Annotated in this window: 13 protein-coding genes; 12 read left to right on the plus strand and 1 reads right to left on the minus strand. The window is 70.8% G+C overall.

Annotated elements, in window-relative coordinates; translation table 11 throughout:
• Positions 1-136: 136 nt before the first annotated feature.
• From OOJ91_RS20750 to OOJ91_RS20785, 8 genes are all read left to right on the plus strand, one after another.
• Entirely contained in the window at positions 137-901 is a 765-nt protein-coding gene (locus tag OOJ91_RS20750) for an ABC transporter ATP-binding protein (protein WP_266247300.1), read from the plus strand.
• Positions 886-2,586 (plus strand): ABC transporter permease, encoded by a 1,701-nt coding sequence (locus tag OOJ91_RS20755; RefSeq protein WP_266247302.1) that lies wholly within the window; start codon positions 886-888, stop codon positions 2,584-2,586. Before OOJ91_RS20750 ends, OOJ91_RS20755 begins: the two co-directional genes overlap by 16 nt.
• Before the next feature lie 419 nt (positions 2,587-3,005).
• Complete coding sequence (locus OOJ91_RS20760; RefSeq protein ID WP_439117086.1) at positions 3,006-3,647, plus strand: flavin reductase family protein; 642 nt, start codon at positions 3,006-3,008, stop codon at positions 3,645-3,647.
• 194 nt (positions 3,648-3,841) lie between these two features.
• On the plus strand, positions 3,842-4,207 hold the full coding sequence (locus OOJ91_RS20765) for a DUF485 domain-containing protein (protein ID WP_266247304.1): 366 nt from the start codon (positions 3,842-3,844) through the stop codon (positions 4,205-4,207).
• Positions 4,185-5,858, plus strand: a complete 1,674-nt coding sequence (locus tag OOJ91_RS20770; RefSeq protein WP_266247306.1) for a solute symporter family protein — start codon at positions 4,185-4,187, stop codon at positions 5,856-5,858. The genes OOJ91_RS20765 and OOJ91_RS20770 overlap by 23 nt, the downstream gene beginning before the upstream one ends.
• A gap of 79 nt (positions 5,859-5,937) precedes the next feature.
• Complete coding sequence (locus OOJ91_RS20775; protein ID WP_266247308.1) at positions 5,938-6,915, plus strand: NAD-dependent epimerase/dehydratase family protein; 978 nt, start codon at positions 5,938-5,940, stop codon at positions 6,913-6,915.
• Between the two features lie 75 nt (positions 6,916-6,990).
• Positions 6,991-8,214 carry an LCP family protein gene (locus OOJ91_RS20780; protein ID WP_266247310.1) on the plus strand — a complete coding sequence of 408 codons (1,224 nt, stop codon included), beginning with the start codon at positions 6,991-6,993 and terminating at the stop codon, positions 8,212-8,214.
• A 182-nt stretch (positions 8,215-8,396) separates the two neighbouring features.
• On the plus strand, positions 8,397-9,656 hold the full coding sequence (locus tag OOJ91_RS20785) for an LCP family protein (protein WP_266247312.1): 1,260 nt from the start codon (positions 8,397-8,399) through the stop codon (positions 9,654-9,656).
• A gap of 108 nt (positions 9,657-9,764) precedes the next feature.
• On the opposite strand, the gene OOJ91_RS20790 is transcribed toward OOJ91_RS20785, so the two are convergent.
• A complete protein-coding gene (locus tag OOJ91_RS20790) occupies positions 9,765-9,938 on the minus strand; it encodes a hypothetical protein (RefSeq protein WP_266247314.1) in 174 nt (57 codons plus the stop codon).
• Between the two features lie 15 nt (positions 9,939-9,953).
• Here OOJ91_RS20790 and OOJ91_RS20795 point away from each other — a divergent pair, with 15 nt between their 5' ends.
• Genes OOJ91_RS20795 through OOJ91_RS20810 form a run of 4 tightly spaced genes read left to right on the plus strand, consistent with a single transcriptional unit; the run spans position 9,954 to position 13,532 of the window.
• The gene (locus tag OOJ91_RS20795; protein ID WP_439117087.1) at positions 9,954-10,829 is read left to right on the plus strand and encodes an LCP family protein; all 876 of its coding nucleotides are present in this window, start codon (positions 9,954-9,956) and stop codon (positions 10,827-10,829) included.
• A 58-nt stretch (positions 10,830-10,887) separates the two neighbouring features.
• Complete coding sequence (locus OOJ91_RS20800) at positions 10,888-11,223, plus strand: rhodanese-like domain-containing protein (RefSeq protein ID WP_039905019.1); 336 nt, start codon at positions 10,888-10,890, stop codon at positions 11,221-11,223.
• Between the two features lie 10 nt (positions 11,224-11,233).
• Complete coding sequence (locus OOJ91_RS20805) at positions 11,234-12,022, plus strand: glycerophosphodiester phosphodiesterase (RefSeq protein WP_266247317.1); 789 nt, start codon at positions 11,234-11,236, stop codon at positions 12,020-12,022.
• Positions 12,023-12,077: 55 nt separating this feature from the next.
• Positions 12,078-13,532: a PAS domain-containing sensor histidine kinase gene (locus OOJ91_RS20810; protein WP_266247318.1), complete on the plus strand. Its 1,455-nt coding sequence runs from the start codon at positions 12,078-12,080 to the stop codon at positions 13,530-13,532.
• The last annotated feature ends 58 nt before the right edge of the window (positions 13,533-13,590 follow it).

Below are 13,590 nucleotides of genomic sequence, written 5' to 3' on the forward strand. Positions count from 1 at the left end.
CCAGATCGCCGATCTAGCGGCATCCCGACGCCCGAACACCCCCAGATCGCCGATCTGGCGTGTGCCAACCGCTGGAATCGCGGATCCGTCCGTTGCCGGAGGGCGGAACTGGCGGTCGGCGGATAACGTTCGGTCCATGACTGGTGAGCACCCCGCGCTCGCGCTACGTGGCCTGGCGAAGCGGTTCGACGGCACGATCGCGGTGGCAGGCGTCGATCTGGACGTACCGGCCGGATCCTTCTACGGTCTGCTCGGCCCGAACGGCGCCGGCAAGACCACCACCCTGTCGATGGCGGTCGGGCTGTTGCGGCCGGACGCCGGTTCGGCGTGGGTGCTCGGTCAGGACGTGTGGCGCGATCCGGTCGCGGCCAAGCGACTGCTGGGCGTGATGCCCGACGGGGTACGCCTGTTCGACAGGCTGACCGGCGCGGAGCTGCTCGCGTACCACGGATTGTTGCGGGGGATGGACCCGGCGGTGGTCGACCAGCGCGCCGCGGAGCTGCTCGACGTGCTGGCGCTCGGCGACGCCGGCCGGACGCTCGTGGTGGACTACTCGGCGGGCATGAAGAAGAAGATCGGCCTGGCCTGCGCGTTGCTGCACGGCCCCCGGGTGCTGGTGCTGGACGAGCCGTTCGAGGCGGTCGACCCGGTGTCGGCGGCGCTGATCCGCGACATTCTCACCAGGTACGCGGCTGGCGGCGGCACGGTGATCTTCTCCAGCCACGTGATGGAGGTCGTCGAGCGGCTGTGCTCGCACGTGGCGATCCTCGCCCAGGGCGCCATCAAGCGTGTCGGCACGATCGCGGACGTCCGTGGCGGCCGCTCGCTGGAGCAGGTCTTCGTCGAGGTGGTCGGCGGGCGCACCGCGACGGGTGACGAGCTGTCATGGCTGTCCCGGTGACCGTCGCCGCCGCGCCCGCGGGTCCGGCGCGGACGGTCTCCGCCCGACACTTCGTACGCCTCAAGCTGCGGGTGATGGGAAACAATTTCCGGGGTCAGAGCTGGCGGATCGCGCTGTTCATCGGCGGCGCGCTTGTCGGCCTCTGGTTCGCGGCCAGCGGCTTCTTCCTCTTCGCCGCGCCGGGCCTGACGGGCAACGGTCGGTACGCGGTGCTTGTCGCGGCGGCCGGCGGTGGCCTGCTGGTGCTCGGTTGGCTGCTGCTGCCCCTGGTCTTCTTCGGCGTGGACGAGACCCTGGACCCGGCCCGGTTCGCGCTGCTGCCGCTGCCGCGCCGCACGCTTGTCATCGGCCTGCTCGCCGCCGCGCTTGTCAGCGTGCCGGTGCTGGCGGTGTCGGTCGCCGTGCTGGGCCTGGTGTTGACCGCCTGGGCGTTGGGCGGTTGGTCCGCCGGTCTGGTGGCCGTGGTCGGCGTACTCGCCGGGTTGTTGCTCTGTGTGGCCGCCAGCCGGGCGGTGACAAGCGCGTTCGCCAGCATGCTGCGGTCACGCCGGGTGCGGGATCTGGCGGCCGTGCTGCTGGCGGTTGTCGCCGCGCTGCTCGGGCCGTTGCAGGTCTTCGGCCTGGCGGCGCTGCGCGAGACGGACTGGACCCGGCTGACCGGGGCCGCGACGGTGATCGGGTGGACGCCGTTCGGGGCGCCGTGGACCGCCGGCATCGACGTGGCGCAGGGACGGGTGTGGGCCGCTCCGCTGAAGCTGCTGATCACCGTGGCGGCGATCGTCGCCCTGCTGGCCTGGTGGTCCCGGTCGCTGGAGTCGGCGATGGTGGGCACGGCGAGCACCGGAAAGGCCCCCACGCAGCGCGGCGTCACCGGCGGGGCGGTCGCCCAACTGTTCCCCCGCGCCGCCAACTGGGCCCGGCGGGACCGGTTCGGCGCGCTTGTCGCCCTGCAGGCCCGCTACTGGTGGCGGGACGCCCGCCGTCGCGCCAACCTGATCACGATCGCGGTGGTCGGCATCTTCATTCCGGTGCTGTTCAACGGCGGCCTGAGCTTCACGTCCGGGGACGAGCAGGGCTTCAGCATGGGTGCCGGCGACGGCTCGCCTGTGGTGGTCACCCTCTCCATGGTCTTCGTCGGCGTGCTCGCCTCGGTCACGCTGGCCAACCAGTTCGGCTTCGACGGCAGCGCCTACGCCGCGAACGTCGTGGCCGGGGTTCCCGGGCGGGTCGAGCTGCGCGCGCGGATGACAGCATTTTCGCTGTACGTCCTGCCGATGCTGGCGTTCGTCGCGGTGCTGCTGTCGGTGCTGCTCGGTCGGCCGGGCTGGCTCGGGTTGACAGCCGGCAGCCTGGCCGCCACTTACGGCGTCGGGTTGGCGGTGAACAGCTTCGTCTCGGTGCTCGGGGCGTACTCGCTGCCGGAGACGAGCAACCCGTTCGCCATGAACGGCGGCGCGGGCATGGCGAAGGGTCTGCTGACCGTGCTGTCCATGGTCACCACGGCGGTAGTTGCGGTGCCGATGGTGGTGGCCGCCGCGCTGCTCGGTGACGCCTGGCTGTGGCTGGCACTGCCGGTCGGCGTCGCGTACGGGCTGGGCACCGCGTTGCTGGGCGCGTACCTGGCCGGCGACGTGCTGGACCGTCGTCAGCCGGAACTGCTGGCCACTGTCACCCCGCGTCGCTAACCGGCGTTTCGGCCGGTACCCGGGGCGGTCTGAGCGGCCTGGGCGACGGAGTCACGCCAGGCGGCCGGAGCGGAGCTCATTCGTCGAATTCCTCGTCTGCCTCCTCGTCCGGGACCATCAGCCAATCTTCGGGGAGCGGGCAGGCCAATTCCGCCTTACCACGATGGAGGGCGCGGTGGTCGTACCGCAGGAGGAAGGCCGTGGTGCCGACGACCGTGCCGGTCGGGCCACCGCCGTGGGCGAGACGGCCGGCGGTGGCCGCGCCACCATGCGGCCGGCCGCCTGACTCGCGCGGGCCGAAACGCGGCGTGTCGCGCCCGGAAGCCGGACAGCACAGCGAGCGGTATGACTCAGAGGCATAAACATGACTCGGAGTCATACGGCTCATTGGCGCATTGCCTTCCGGCCGGACCGCGCGAGTGCCGGCCGGCGCGGCGGAGGCGGGCGACCAGCTTGCCCGGCTCAACGGGCGACCCGCCGACCTGCACGAGCGCTTCGTGGGTTGGGCGCGGGGTCGGGGCGGCACAATGTTTCACGTGAATCATGAGCCGGGTGCCGAGATCCACCACACCGACCCGTTCGCGGTGCCGACCGGGCAGCGGTCGCCGGTTCGCCGACTGCGGGGGAGGCTGGCCGCGCCGGTGACCCTCTGGACGGCGCCCGGCCCGGCGGGCCTGACCGTCTCGTCCACCCTGGTCGCCGAGGGAGAGCCGGATCGGCTGCTCGGGCTGATCGACGCGGAGTCCGATCTCTGGGCCGCCGTCGAGGAGGCGGGCCGGTTCGCTGTCGCGCCGCTCGGCCCGCCGCACCGCCAGCTCGCCGACCGGTTCGCCGGCCTCTTTCCCGCCCCGGGCGGGCTGTTCGCCAGCGGCACGTGGACCGAGACGCCCTACGGGCCGGTGCCGACCGACGCCGGCGGCTGGGTGGGCTGCCGGCTGGACACCGCCCGGGAGTACGGCTGGGGCCTGCTGGTGGAGGCCACCATCGAGGTTGTCGACCTGGCCGAGGAGGCCACGCCGCTGCTGCACTACCGGGGGCGCTACCACGAGCTACCAGGCTGACCCGGCAGTCCGACGGACCCGACCGGCGCGACCGGGCCGACCGGTCACCGGGGTGACCTGGGTCACTCGGCGCAGCCAGTCAACCGCTCGGCGCACTCGACGACCGGCGTCGATCTCGGCCTTCCCCGTCGGGGAGCGCGCTCTCTACGGTGCGCGGAACTACCCCCGACGCCTGTGAAGGTGGTGATCCACAGATGTCCACGGACACACCCGCGCCTACCGCTTCCCAGCCGGACAAGTACCTGGCCGTGCAACGGTCGGACGAGTTCGCCGGGCTGCGGCGTGCGCTGCGCGGCTTCGTCTTCCCGATGACCGTCGCGTTCTTCCTGTGGTACGCGCTCTACGTCATTCTCTGCGCGTACGCCCGGGACTTCATGGGCACGAAGCTGTTCGGCAGCAACATCAATGTCGCGCTGGTCTTCGGCCTGCTCCAGTTCGTCTCCACGTTCCTGATCGCGTGGCTCTACGCCCGGTACGCGGACCGGAAGATCGACCCGGTCGCCGACCGGATCCGCGCCGAGATCGGGGAGGTGACCCATGAACACGGTCCTCGCGGCTGAAGCCGGCAACCACACCGCCCGCAACCTGACCATCACGCTGTTCCTGGTCTTCGTGGCGGTGACGCTGGCCATCACCATCTGGGCCAGCCGGCAGACCAAGACGGCCACCGACTTCTACGCGGGCGGTCGGTCCTTCTCCGGATTCCAGAACGGCATGGCGATCGGTGGCGACTACATGTCGGCCGCCTCGTTCCTCGGCATCGCCGGCATCATCGCGCTCTACGGCTACGACGGCTTCCTCTACTCGATCGGCTTCCTGGTCGCCTGGCTGGTGGCGCTGCTGCTCGTCGCGGAACTGCTGCGCAACTCCGGCCGGTACACGATGGCCGACGTGCTGGCCTTCCGGATGCGTCAGCGGCCGGTGCGGACGGCGGCGGCGGTCTCCACCATCACGGTGTCGATCTTCTACCTGCTCGCGCAGATGGTGGGCGCCGGCGCGCTTGTCGCGCTGCTGCTCGGCATCAAGCCGGGGACGACCTTCCTGGGCATGGACGCGGCCACCGCCAAGGTGGCGACCATCATCATGGTCGGCGCCCTGATGATCATCTACGTGACCGTAGGTGGCATGAAGGGCACCACGTACGTGCAGATCGTCAAGGCGTTCCTGCTGATGACCGGCGCACTGCTGATGACCGTGCTGGTGCTGGCGAAGTTCCACTTCAACCTGTCGGAGCTGCTCGGCGCCGCGGCCGCCTCCTCCGGCAAGGGCGACAAACTGCTGGAACCGGGCCTGCGGTACGGCGTGGAGGTCGCCGGGAACGCCACGCAGACGTTCTACAACAAGATGGATCTACTCTCGCTCGGCATCGCCCTGGTGCTCGGCACCGCCGGTCTGCCGCACATCCTGATCCGCTTCTACACCGTGCCGACCGCCAAGGCGGCCCGCAAGAGCGTGCTCTGGGCGATCGGCATCATCGGCACCTTCTACCTGCTCACCCTGGCCCTCGGCTTCGGTGCCGCGGCGCTGGTGGGCAGCGAGGCCATCACCGCTCAGGACAAGGCAGGCAACACCGCCGCGCCGCAGCTCGCCGAGGCGCTCGGCATCAGCTTCTTCGGCGGTGACCTCGGAGGCGCGGCCCTGCTGGCGGTCATCGCGGCGGTCGCCTTCGCCACCATTCTGGCGGTGGTCGCCGGGTTGACCCTGGCCTCCTCGTCAAGCCTGGCGCACGACTTCTACGCGAACGTCCTGAAGAAGGGCGAGACGTCGGAGCGCCAGGAGGTGCGGGTCGCCCGGATCTCCGCCCTGGTGATCGGCGCGATCTCCATCCTGTTGTCGATCTACGCGCAGAACCTCAACGTGGCGTTCCTCGTGGCGTTGGCCTTCGCGGTCGCCGCCTCGGGCAACCTGCCGGCGATCCTCTACAGCCTGTTCTGGCGGCGGTTCAACACCTCCGGCGCGGTGTGGGCCATCTACGGCGGTCTGCTCTCGGCCGTACTGCTGGTGTTCTTCTCGCCGGTGGTCTCGGGCGCGGCGACCTCGATGTTCCCGAAGCACGACTGGCAGTGGTTCCCGCTGTCCAACCCGGGCATCCTGTCCATCCCGTTCGGCTTCCTCTGCGGATGGATCGGCACCCTCATCTCCAAGGAGAACGACGAGGCGAAGTACGCGGAGCTGGAGGTGCGCGCCCTCACCGGTTCGGGCGCCCACTGACACTCCGGACGGGCCCCCGCCGACGCCACGCGTCAGCGGGGGTCCGTTCCCGTATCCGAGGATCGGTAGGCTGACCGGCATGAAGGTTGCTGAGCGCTTCGGTTCCGGTCACCGCGTTCTCGTCACCGGCGGCGCCGGTTTCGTCCCGTCGCACCTGGTCGACTCCCTGATCGCCCGGGGCTGCACGGTGGTGGCGCTTGACAACTTCGTCACCGGTTCCAAGGAGAACGTCGCCCACCTCCTGGACCGGCCGACCTTCACGCTTGTCGAGGCGGACCTCTCCGACGGCCTGCCGACCCACCACCCGGCGCTTGCCGAGCGGTTCGACGCGATCCTGCACATGGCCTCGCCGGCCAGCCCCACCGACTTCGCGCAACTGCCTGTGGAGATCCTCCGGGTCGGCTCGGTGGGCACCCTGCACCTGCTGGAGCGCGCGGTCGCCGACGGCGCCCGGTTCCTGATGGCCTCGACCTCCGAGGCGTACGGGGACCCGAAGGAGCATCCGCAGCGCGAGACCTACTGGGGCAACGTCAACCCCATCGGCGTGCGCAGCGTCTACGACGAGGCGAAGCGCTTCTCCGAGGCCGCCACGATGGCGTACCACCGCTACCGCGGGCTGGACGGGGCGATCGTCCGGATCTTCAACACGTACGGCCCGCGGATGCGCCCGGACGACGGCCGGGCCATCCCGACCTTCATCTCCCAGGCGCTGCGCGGCGAGCCGATCACCGTGCACGGCACCGGCAATCAGACCCGGTCGATCTGCTTCGTCGAGGACCTGGTGCGCGGCATCCTGCTGCTGCTCGACTCGACCGAGACCGGCCCGGTCAACTGCGGCACCGAGCACGAGATGTCCATGCGTCAACTCGCCGAGTTGATCGTGTCACTCTCCGACAGCAGCTCCCAGGTGACGTACATCACCCGCAGCGCCGACGACCCGGAGATGCGCCGCCCGGACCTGACCCTCGCCCGTGAACTGCTCGGATATGAGCCGACCGTGGCGCCCGAAGACGGCCTGCGACGCACGATCGAGTACTTCCGGGCGCGGCTAGGGTAACCGCTCGCCACCGACCTCCGATCGCTGAGTGTCGCCTGAGGGCGGTAGTGGCTCGCGCTACGTACCCTGAGTTACATGTCAGCGACCTCTGCCGGCGTTCCTCACCCGCATCTGCACCGCAGCACCGGGCGTGCCTCGGTGCCCGGCCCCGACCGGGGCGCCTCCGGACGCGCGCGTCCCGCCGAGGCGCGCTTCTACCCGTCGTACGACGAGCAGCAGCCCGCCCCGGGCGGGCCGGGAGGGCCGGCGGGACCGGGCGGGCCGGGTGGCGCCGGCGGGCCGGGACGCCGTGGCCCACGGCCGCGCTGGGGGCGGATCGGCCTGGTGGCCGGGATCGCGGTGCTGGTGTTGGCGCTGCTCGGCGGCCTGGGCGCCTGGCTGTACGCGCGCAACCTCAACAACGACCTGGCCCGCACCGACCCGTTCGCGGAGATCACCGGGGGTCGGCCGGCGAAGACCGTCGACGGCGCGCTGAACATCCTGCTGGTCGGCAGCGACTCCCGGGACCCGGACGCGCCTGTCGACAGCAAGAGCCAGTGGCGGGCCGACACGGTCATCGTGATGCACATCCCGGCCGACCATCAGTCGGCCTACCTGGTCTCCATCCCGCGTGACCTGTACGTGCCGATTCCAGAAAGCGCCGGAGCGGACTGCGGCTCCGGCAAGCGCGCGAAGATCAACGCGGCGTTCGCGTTCGGTGGGCTGCCGCTGGCAGTGCGCACGGTGGAGTGCTTCACCGACGTCCGGATCGACCACGTGATGGCGATCGACTTCGGCGGTTTCAAGGAGGTCACCGACGCCCTCGGCGGCGTGGATCTGAAGGTCGAGCGGACGATCACCTCGATCCACAAGCCGTACCGGACCTTCACCAAGGGCACCAACCACATGGACGGCACGGAGGCGCTGGACTGGATCCGGCAGCGCAAGCAGTTCCCGGAGGGCGACTTCGCCCGGATGCGGCACCAGCAGGAGTTCCTCCGGGCGCTGATGGACAAGGCGGCGAGCAGCGGCACCCTCGCCAACCCGAAGAAGCTCAACGACTTCCTCAAGTCGGTGACCGCTGCCGTGACCGTGGACCAGGGCTTCTCGGTGACGGACATGGCGGTGCAGTTCCGCAACCTGCGCGGGCAGAACCTCACCTTCCTGACCAGCCCGAACTCGGGCAGCGACACCATCAACGGCGAGTCGGTGGTGGTCTCCGACCGGGAGAAGGCGCTGGCGATGTACCAGGCCATGTCGGCCGACACCATGGCCGACTGGGTCAAGGCCAACCCGCCGAAGAACAACGACGGCGGCTGAGCGTTGGGGCGGCGCGGGCTGGCGGGCGAACGTGACACGGACTCACCGTTTCGGTGATCGAGTGGGGCCGATCGCCCGGTTGACGGGATCTGTCGTCTCGATTGAGCCCGGATGAACTCGCAAAGTCGAATTGATGTACGTACAGTGGGGCCGCCCCCTCCTGATCACGAGCTGGAGCACGCATGCCGGTTCAGGCCAGCCGTCGCCCTTCGCCCCCCGGATCCGCCGCGCCGAGCGGCCGGATCGGCGCGTCCATTCCAGTGCAGCCAAGCCCGTCAGGCGGTGGGCCGGGTGGTCGCCCGCCGGGCAAGGGTGACGGCCGAACGGGTGGGAAGGGGCCGGCGAAGAAGCGCCCGCGCCGCAAGGATCCGCTCTGGGCCCGCCTGACCGTGATCTTCGGTGCGGTGCTGATGCTCAGCAGCGGCGCGGCCATCGTCGGCACCAAGGTGCTCATCGGCCAGGCGACCGGGGACATCGCCCAGCGCAACCTGCTCGGTGACGCCGGCAAGTCCGACGCCGAGGGCGGCGCGAGCCTGGACGGCCCGATCGACATGCTGCTGCTCGGCGTGGACGCACGAGAGCGGTGGGCCGCCGACGACGTCCGGTCGGACAGCATCATCATCCTGCACATCCCGGCCTCGCACGACCAGGCGTACCTGATCTCGATCCCCCGCGACACCGAGGCGCAGATCCCGCCGTTCAAGAAGAGCGGCTTCACCGGCGACACCGACAAGATCAATGCCGCGTTCCAGGCCGGTGCCCGTAACGGTGGCGGCTGGGAGGGTGGCGCCCAGTTGATGGCGCAGACGATCAAGCGGCTCACCGGGATCAGCTTCGACGGCGCGGCGATCATCAACTTCGGTGGCTTCAAGAACGTCATCGACACCCTGGGCACCGTGCGGATCTGCGTGAGCCACGAGGTCAAGTCGCACCACATGTCGTTCGTCGACGGCAAGCCGATGTGGAACGCCGACGCCAAGAAGACCGGCAAGCAGATGACCCCTGTGGTGCACAAGAAGGGCTGCCGGGAGATGGAGGGCTGGGCGGCCCTCGACTACGCCCGGCAGCGCTACGGGCTCCCCGGCGGCGACTACGACCGGCAGCAGAACCAGCAGCAGCTGATCAAGGCGATGGCCCGCAAGGCCACCGACGGCGGCATGTTGACCAACCCGGCCAAGATGAATCAGCTCATCAAGGCGGCCGGCAAGGCGTTCGTGCTGGACACCGGCGGTGTGCCGATCGAGGACTTCATCTTCACCATGCGTGGGGTCACCGCGAACGAGCTGACCATGCTCAAGACCAACAACGGCAGCTTCAACGGCAACGGCAACAACCGTGAGGCGTTGAACGAGGAAACGATGCAGATGTTCGAGGCGGTCAAGAGGGACAAGCTCGCCGAGTTCGTCTTCAGCCACCCCGAGGTGATCTCCGGCCGCAAGTGACGGCCGCCGCGGCGCCTCAGCGGGCCGCGGCTCTCGAAGTCGCTAGTTGAAGTCGGGGAAAGCCCGGCGACCGGTCCGTCACCGCCCGTAGCCTGACGTGAGCAGGTTTCACGTATCGGCTGCGGGGAGGCGGTCACGACCAGGTGGGGACGGACCGCAGCGGACCGGGCACGCCCGGCCGCGCCACGCCGCGCCCTCTGGCCGCGCCTCCTGCTCGGCGTCGGCCTGGCCCTCGTCCTGCTGGCCGGGCTCGCCCTGGTCGGCCTCAAGACGCTTACCCACCGGTACGACCGTACGGTGACCAAGGAGCAACTGCTCGACGCGGACGCCCGCACCGACCGGACCGACCTGGACGGGCCGCTCAACTACCTGCTGATCGGCACCGACCGACGCGCCGGCAGCAGCGAGCCGGACCAGCGCTCGGACACCATCCTCATCGTGCACGTGCCCGCCGGGCGGCGGGAGGCGTACCTGGTCTCCATCCCGCGTGACCTGCTGGTCGCCATCCCGCCCGCGAACGGCTTCGGCGGAGGTCAAGACAAGATCAATGCGGCGTACGAGCACGGCGGCGGCGGGCAGGCCGGCACCCGACTGCTCTCCGTCACCCTGAACCGGCTCACAGGCATCCGCTTCGACGGCGCCGCGCTTATCGACTTCTCCGGCTTCCGGAAGGTGATCGACCTCCTCGGCGGGGTGCAGATGTGCGTGGACACCGAGGTCCGCTCGATCCACACCAACCGGGTCTTCCCCACCGGCTGCCAGCGGATGGACGGAGCGCGGGCGCTGGACTACGTACGCCAGCGCTACGACCTTCCCAACGGGGACTTCGACCGGCAGCACCACCAGCAGCAACTCCTGCGGGCGATGCTGGACAGCGCCGGCCACGCCGACCTGCGCAGCAACCCGGTCAAACTGGACCAGGTGCTCCGGGCGGTCGGCGGCTCGTTGACAGTCGACACCAACGGCGTACCCCTGGAGGACCTGCTCCTCGCGCTCCGCGCGCTGCCGCCCGACGGGATGCACGGCGTCCAGGTGCCCTCGTCCCCGCAGACCATCGACCAGGTCTCGTACGTGGTGCTCGACAACGGCGGCAACGGGCTCTTCCAGGCCGTCCGGGGTACCCGCGTACCGGCCTGGGCGCAGGCCAACCCGCGCTGGGTGACCCGGTTGTGACAGTGCCGACGGCCGGGTCGGTGCCGATCCGGCCCGCGAGGATCTAGTGTTGCTTCCTGTGTTCGGACCCCAGGTTCCCACCGTGCCCGTGACCGAGATCGCCGACGACACCTACCTGCTCGACGTGCGGGAGGCCGACGAATGGGCGGCCGGCCACGCCCCCACCGCCCACCACCTGCCGATGATGGAGCTGCCGGCGCGGCTGGCCGAGGTGCCCACCGACCGGGACGTGGCAGTCATCTGCCGCTCCGGTGGACGTTCCGCCCAGGTCGTCGCCTACCTGGTCAACAACGGCTGGGAGCAGGTGCGCAACGCCGACGGCGGGATGCGCCAGTGGGCAGCGGTCGGCCGTCCGGTGGTCGACGCGAACGGGCAGCCCGGCCAGGTCATCTGAGGCGGCCGGGATGGGCGGGCCTCTGGTCTTCGCGCACCGCGGCGCCTCGTACGACCTTCCGGAGCACACACTCGCCGCGTACCTGCGGGCCCTCGACGAGGGCGCGGACGGGCTGGAGTGCGACGTCCGGCTGACCCGGGACGGGCATCTGGTCTGCGTACACGACCGACGACTGGACCGCACCAGCAACGGCCGGGGTCTGGTCAGCGCCCGTACCCTCGCCGAGCTGGACGCGCTCGACTTCGGGTCCTGGCATCCGGGCAGCGCGCCGAGCGGTGACCTGCCGCCGGACGAGTCGCACACCCGGCTGCTGACGCTGGCCCGGCTGCTCGACGCGGTGCTCGCCGCGGGGCGGCCGGTCCGGCTGCTGGTGGAGACGAAACACCCGTCGCGCTACGGCTCGAACGTGGAGCGGCGGCTTGTCGAGCTGCTGCGGCGGTACGGGCTCGACGATCCGGCGCCGGACGATCCGGTCCAGGTCACAGTCATGTCGTTCTCCCCGCTGGCGGTGCGCCGGGTCCGGGAGCTGGCCCCGGCGCTGCCCACGGTGCTGTTGCTTGAGGTGCTGCCGCCGTGGCTGGGGCTGGGCCGGCTGCCGTTCGGCACCCGCATCGCCGGGCCGGGCATCGGCCTGGTCCGGGCCCGGCCGCGCCTGCTGCCCGCGCTGCGCGCCGCCGGCAACCAGGTGTACGTCTGGACTGTCAACGAGCCGGCCGACCTGGAGCTTGTGCTCGCCGAGGAGGTGGACGGGATCATCACCGACCGGCCCGCGCACGTCCTGGCCCGGCGGGACCGCTGAACGGGCCTCGACCCGGGGGGTGCCGAAAGCCGGACCGGCGGGGCAGACTCGGCACATGCCGGAGCGAATCGATTTCCCCGCTCTCCTCGCCGGCCAGGCCGCCGTGATCGAGATGATCAACTCTGGGGACGCGGGCCTGCCGGTCCTCACGCAGCTCCTGAGGGTGACCCAACCGGCGCTCGGCGCGACCGGAATGGCGTTCGTCGAGTTCGGCCCGACCGGCGGCCGGGTGATCGCGGCCACCGGCGCGGCGGAGTGGGCGCTCGGCCGGCCGCTCGCGGCGGACGACCCGGACACCGTCTGCCTGCTCTCCGGGCCACGGGTGAGCCAGGTCCGGGTGGCCGAGCTCAACGGCAAGCTCTCCGCCGAGCTGGCCGGCAGCGGGTTGCGCCGGATGGTGGTGTCCCGGGCCGAGATCGGCGGCCACACCGTCGGCAGCCTGCACGCCCTCTACCCGGGCGACGACGAGCCGGGCGACGAGCAGCAGGGGGTGATCGCCTACCTCGCCTCGTGCATCGCGCACATGTACGGCGACCAGAGCGGGTTGCCTGTGCACGGCGACGGGCCGGTGGTGGCGGCACTCGCCGACGGGCTGGCGGTGGTCGACCGGGACGGCCACGTCCGGCTGTGGAACCCGGCCGCCGCCCAGGTCACCGGCCGGACCGCGGAGCAGGCGTTGAACGGCCCGCTGCCGTTCCCCCTGCCGCCCTCCGGTCAGGTCCGCGACCACCGGCTGCCGGACGGCCGCTGGCTGCGCATCACCTCCGGCGACCTGCCCGGCCCGGGCGCGCTGCGCGTGGTCACCTTCCGCGACATCACCGACCAGCAGCGCCGCGATCACGACCGGGAGCTGTTCGTCGCGGTGACCAGCCACGAGCTGCGCACGCCGGTCACCGTCATCAAGGGGTACGCGGACACCCTCACCGACCACTGGGAGTCGCTGACCGAGGTCGACCGTCGACAGGCCGCCCGGGTCATCGGGCAGCGCGCCAACGAGCTGGCCCGGCTGGTCGACAGGCTGCTCTCCTCGGCGGCCGAGGCGGGGCCGGGGGACGACCCACCGACACCGTTCGACCTCGGTGAGGCGCTGCGCGCCGCCATCGTGGACCTGCCTGCGGAGTTGCGGCACCGGCTGACGGTGCGCCTCCCGGCCGACCTGCCCAAGGCGCTCGGCCACCGGCCCAGCCTGGCCACCGTGCTGACCGAGTTGGCCACCAACGCCGGCAAGTACTCGCCGCCGGGCTCCCCCATCGAGATCACCGCCGGTGTGGACGGCCAGTTGGTCGCGTTCCGGGTCAGTGACCGGGGAATCGGCATCCGGCCGGAGCACGTGGAGCGGGCGTTCGACAGGTTCTGGCAGGGCGAGTCCGGCGACCGGCGCGGCTACCCGGGAGCGGGGCTCGGCCTCTATCTCGTCCGCCGGATCGTTGAACAACAGAATGGATGGGTATCCCTACGTCCGAGGACCGACGGCGGTACGGTCGCAGAGGTGCGGCTACCGCGCGGTTGACCGACGGTGGCGCGACGTGGAGGCGACGGTGGCAGCGGCAGCGAGGGATCGGGCGTGG

Source organism: Micromonospora lupini, assembly GCF_026342015.1.
Classification (GTDB): domain Bacteria; phylum Actinomycetota; class Actinomycetes; order Mycobacteriales; family Micromonosporaceae; genus Micromonospora; species Micromonospora lupini_B.